Annotated in this window: 1 protein-coding gene; it reads left to right on the top strand. The window is 71.6% G+C overall.

The window, feature by feature from the left end:
* Nucleotides 1-493 (top strand): flagellar basal body P-ring protein FlgI (locus F6X68_RS33130; RefSeq protein WP_192581667.1); only part of this gene is annotated, 493 nt, incomplete at both ends.

Below are 493 nucleotides of genomic sequence, written 5' to 3'. Positions count from 1 at the left end.
GGGCGACGCCAAGAGCCTGCGCGGCGGCACCCTGCTGCTGACCCAGCTGCGCGCGGCCGACAACGAGGTCTATGCGCTGGCCCAGGGCAACCTGGTGGTCGGCGGCCTGTCGGCGTCCGGCAAGAGCGGTTCCTCCGTCACCGTCAACACCCCGACCGGCGGCCGCATCCCGAACGGCGCCATGATCGAGCGCGAGATCGCGACCGACTTCGCGACCCGCCCGCAGGTGCTGCTGCGCCTGCGCCACCCGAACTTCGACACCGCGACCAACGTCGTGGAGGCGATCAACCGCCGCTACGGCCAGGTCGCCACGACCGCCGACGGCACCAGCGTCGAGGTGGTCGCGCCGACCAATCCGACCGAGCGCGTGGCCTTCGTCGCGAAACTGGAAGGCATGCCGATCGCCGTGGGCGAGGAAACCCCGAAGGTCGTGTTCAACTCGCGCACCGGCACCGTGGTGATCTCCGACGGCCTGCGCGTGCGCTCGGCCGCG

The sequence above is a fragment of the Micromonospora sp. AMSO12t genome, from assembly GCF_008806585.1.
In the GTDB taxonomy this organism is placed as follows: domain Bacteria; phylum Actinomycetota; class Actinomycetes; order Mycobacteriales; family Micromonosporaceae; genus Micromonospora; species Micromonospora reichwaldensis.
The sequence above is the reverse complement of the archived record's forward strand: the minus strand, read 5'-3'. Positions and strand labels throughout refer to the sequence as shown.